Source organism: Richelia sinica FACHB-800, from assembly GCF_014698825.1.
GTDB lineage: Bacteria > Cyanobacteriota > Cyanobacteriia > Cyanobacteriales > Nostocaceae > FACHB-800.
On sequence record NZ_JACJTT010000077.1, the window covers coordinates 1 to 3,872 of the forward strand.

General features: G+C 40.1%; 3 protein-coding genes and 1 pseudogene. All 4 read left to right on the forward strand.

The genetic code is table 11. The annotated features are described in order from the left end of the window. Positions 1-96: 96 nt before the first annotated feature. Positions 97-438 (forward strand): annotated as a pseudogene (locus H6G73_RS24045) (HEAT repeat domain-containing protein); the annotation flags it as partial. A gap of 327 nt (positions 439-765) precedes the next feature. Continuing rightward, positions 766-1,473, forward strand: coding sequence for a ribose-5-phosphate isomerase RpiA (gene rpiA, locus H6G73_RS24050; protein WP_190609047.1), 708 nt, complete (start codon positions 766-768; stop codon positions 1,471-1,473). Positions 1,474-1,721: 248 nt separating this feature from the next. Continuing rightward, on the forward strand, positions 1,722-2,900 hold the full coding sequence (locus tag H6G73_RS24055) for an anhydro-N-acetylmuramic acid kinase (protein WP_190609049.1): 1,179 nt from the start codon (positions 1,722-1,724) through the stop codon (positions 2,898-2,900). Between the two features lie 104 nt (positions 2,901-3,004). Further along, a complete protein-coding gene (locus H6G73_RS24060; RefSeq protein WP_190609050.1) occupies positions 3,005-3,451 on the forward strand; it encodes a hypothetical protein in 447 nt (148 codons plus the stop codon). Positions 3,452-3,872: the final 421 nt, after the last annotated feature.

Genomic DNA, 3,872 nt, shown 5'->3' on the forward strand with positions numbered 1-3,872 from the left:
ACTGTTATTCAAATGTCTTTTTACACTCAATATGTCTGTTTTTATTCTCAATTAGATGTTTTCTCTCCGTAATTTCCCTCTGTGACAGTTAGGGGGCGGAAGGTGGGATCCATTGGTCAAACTACCGCCAATGTAGAGCGAATTTTAGACCGATTAGCAGAAATAGCCAAGGAATCATTTTTCCTCACCCAAGTAGCCGTATTGACAGCCTTGGGCCAAATGACCACACCTAAAGCGATCGCTATTTTACAATCTTTGGCTGATCAAAGCTCCGATGGGCGTGTGCGTCGCTATGTGGTCGAAGAAATTGCCAACGTTGAGGAGAATATTGGCCCAGAAAAAACCCTGCGTCAATTACGAGACGAAATCGACCAACTCAAACAACAAAATCAAGAACTGAAAAGCCGCCTAGAAAACTTAGAAGCCAAATCAAAGTAGTTTGTTTCCCAACCACTAAAAATCACGGCAGATTTGATTTTGATCACACACAAGTAGAGACGTTACATACAACGTCTCTACAATGTTTCATCTTTTATCTATATACTGCACTTTTTACCTATAGCAGGTGACGGTTAACAGGTGAGAGTGCTAAAAACCTTTGGCTGTCTAAGTTTTAGTGTTAGTTAATGTCCTATATGCTCTGTCCATTGCTATAAAATCTGATGTATTGCTGAGGTTTTTAATTTTTAATTTTTTAGGTTTTCATTTTTTAGTATTATATTCCGCTGTGAGAGAATTGTTATTTAGTTAATTGGAGTTTTAGGCATGACAGCAGCAGATCCCGTCAAATTGATGAAGCAAGAAGTAGGCAAAGCTGCCGCTGCACTAGTAAAATCTGGTTCAATTGTGGGATTAGGTACGGGGTCAACTACAGCTTATACAATTCAGTATTTAGGAGAACGTCTCCAATCTGGCGAACTCACAGATATTGTGGGTATTCCTACCTCGTTTCAGTCGGAAGTGTTAGCCAAGGAATATGGTGTTCCTCTAACCACATTAGATGCTGTAGACCACATTGATATTGCCATTGATGGGGCTGATGAAGTAGACCCCCACAAAAATTTAATTAAAGGTGGTGGGGCAGCACACACCCGCGAAAAAGTTGTAGATTATTTGGCAGACCAGTTTATTGTTGTTGTTGATAGTGGCAAATTAGTTGACCGCCTGGGTTCTGTATTTGCTGTACCTGTAGAAGTTATCCCCATGGCTATTACCCCCGTGATCAATGCCATTAAACAACTGGGTGGTCAGCCAGAGTTACGTATGGGTGTCAAAAAAGCCGGCCCAGTTATTACCGACCAAGGCAATATGGTAGTAGATGTGAGATTTGACAGCATTGATGACCCTGTGAATCTGGAAAAGGTACTCAATAATATTCCTGGTGTTCTGGAAAATGGCATTTTCGTCAACTGTGCTGATATCGTGCTGATTGGTGAAGTTGTTGATGGTCAACCAGTTGTTAGACGCATTTAATTAGGAATGCACAAATCTAATTAAAAATTAAGAATTAAAAATGGTTTCTTCTGTTTTTAATTTTTAATTTTTCTTGGCTAAAGAAAAAAAATTCATATTTATTGTTCTTTGACAAAAAATTAAGTTATCAATCCAAAAAACCAAAATCCAAAATGCTACGAGTCTAAGTAGAAATATCTCATGTTTTTGTGTTTTGGGACAAAATGAACTAAACTACCATTTGCACTCCACAACATGTATTTGAGTCAATGTCTCCGACTCGTGTAATTGGTTTAATCAGTGGTACTTCCGTCGATGGCATAGATGTTGCCTTAGTAGAGATTTCTGGCACAGAATTGGATCTACAAGTTCAACTGATCGCAGGGAAAACCTATCCTTACCCAGTGGAACTAAGAGAAAAAATTCTTTCAGTAGTAACTGGTGCATCTATCTCCATGTTAGAGCTTGCAGAATTAGATGATGCGATCGCTCTCGTTTTTGCCCAAGCTGCCCAAAATATCCAAAGCTATCCACCAGCTACCTTAATCGGTTCTCATGGCCAAACCGTTTATCATCGACCAGCAGGTGCAGAAACCGCAAACATTACCAACGTTTATCCCCTTGGTTACAGTTTGCAACTCGGTCGTGGTGATTTGATTGCCCATATCACAGGTATTAATACTATTAGTAATTTCCGGGTGGCTGATATCGCAGTCTGTGGTCACGGTGCACCCCTAGTTTCTAGAGTAGATGCTTTTCTTCTTAGTCACCCCCAGGAAGCCCGTTGTATTCAAAATATCGGCGGTATTGGCAACCTGACCTATCTTCCTCCACGGACTGAAAACTGGCTATCTCAAGTCCGGGGTTGGGATACAGGCCCAGGCAATAGCTTACTGGATTTAGCAGTAGAACATTACACCAATGGAGCCAAAAAATACGATGAAAATGGCAATTGGGCTGCTACTGGTACTCCTTGTTATCCCTTAGTCGAAAAATGGCTGAGTCAGGAATACTTTCATTTACCACCCCCTAAGTCTACTGGCAGAGAGTTATTTGGTTTGGCTTATTTACACCGCTGTTTAGCCGATTCCCAAGCGTATCAACTCAGTGCCGCAGACTTTTTAGCCACAATTACAGAACTATCTGCTGCCTCCATTGTTCACAGTTATCGAACTTTTTTACCACAAATGCCACAACGGGTTTTATTATGTGGTGGAGGTAGTCGCAATTTTTACTTAAAGCAGCGACTAGAATTGTTGCTAGATGGTATACCTGTATCCACCACTGACGAAATGGGTTTAAGCGCTGAATTTAAAGAAGCGATCGCTTTTGCAGTGTTAGCCTACTGGAGAAAAATTGGCATTCCCGGTAATCTCCCTGTTGTGACAGGAGGATCTCATGAGGTTTTATTAGGAGAAGAGCATTTGGCAACCAGAATTCAGGAATAGTCAGGTTTATTGAGGAAAATTTGCCGATTCCGCCTAGTAAAGAATATGTTAAATATATATCTCTAAATTTTAAGGTGCTGAATCAATACAAGGGAATGTCACAGGTGACTCACACTTTTTTATTAGAACCAGGACGTTGGACTATGCAAGGAAGTTGGCTAGAACGTAATTGTCTACCCATCACCTTCAAAGGTCTGACTTTGGTAGTTTGGAGTCGAGATAACTGGTTTTCTATGGCTACTAAACTGATTTTTCCTGGTAGCGATCGCTCAGAAATATCATTTCAGTATAAAGGCCGACTCCATGAAGGCGATCGACAGTACACTTTTCTACTCCAACACAATCTCTTAGGTCAAGTAGAAGGAGAAGGCTGGATTTGTCCAGATACCATTGTCCAGCGTTACTGGGTATTAGGCGATCGTCAGCGTCGTAGCGGCTTTGAAACCCTTCATCGAGTTTCTAATGATAACTACTTCCTCACCAGTGGTATCTTATCCGGTCATTTTTTAACCAGTACAATGGAAGCTAATCTAGAGCGTCAACCACAATAAGAGAGATAATAGTTTAATCAGTCATTATCAGTAATAATAGAGTTTATGTTTTATTTGGTCGAGATGTTGTTTATAGGAAAATTTCTCATCAACTACATACCACTAGTAACTCAACCTGACACAGCGTATTTGAGCTTACTCTTGCCTTCTGCCTAAACTACAATAATTAATAAGCGGAACTGTATTTACCCAGAAGTTACCAACACATCTATTCTCAAATCAACACCTTGAAGATCACATTAGACATCTCCGAAAACAAGGAAACCCTTACCATGACTGCTTTTAAGAGGGGTAAAGGCTAAGTGCAAAGATAGTCAAATTATACGCTAAAATCAGTGTTTGAAATGCGTGCTGTTGCTAATTAGCTAAAAAATAGCAATCCTTAGATGAAACTTTATTCTCTGGAAACACAAGTTTTCAT

Coding starts and splice junctions, on each gene's coding strand:
- rpiA (WP_190609047.1), top strand. CDS start 766: ATGACAGCAGCAGATCCCGTCAAATTGATGAAGCAAGAAGTAGGCAAA.
- H6G73_RS24055 (WP_190609049.1), top strand. CDS start 1,722: ATGTCTCCGACTCGTGTAATTGGTTTAATCAGTGGTACTTCCGTCGAT.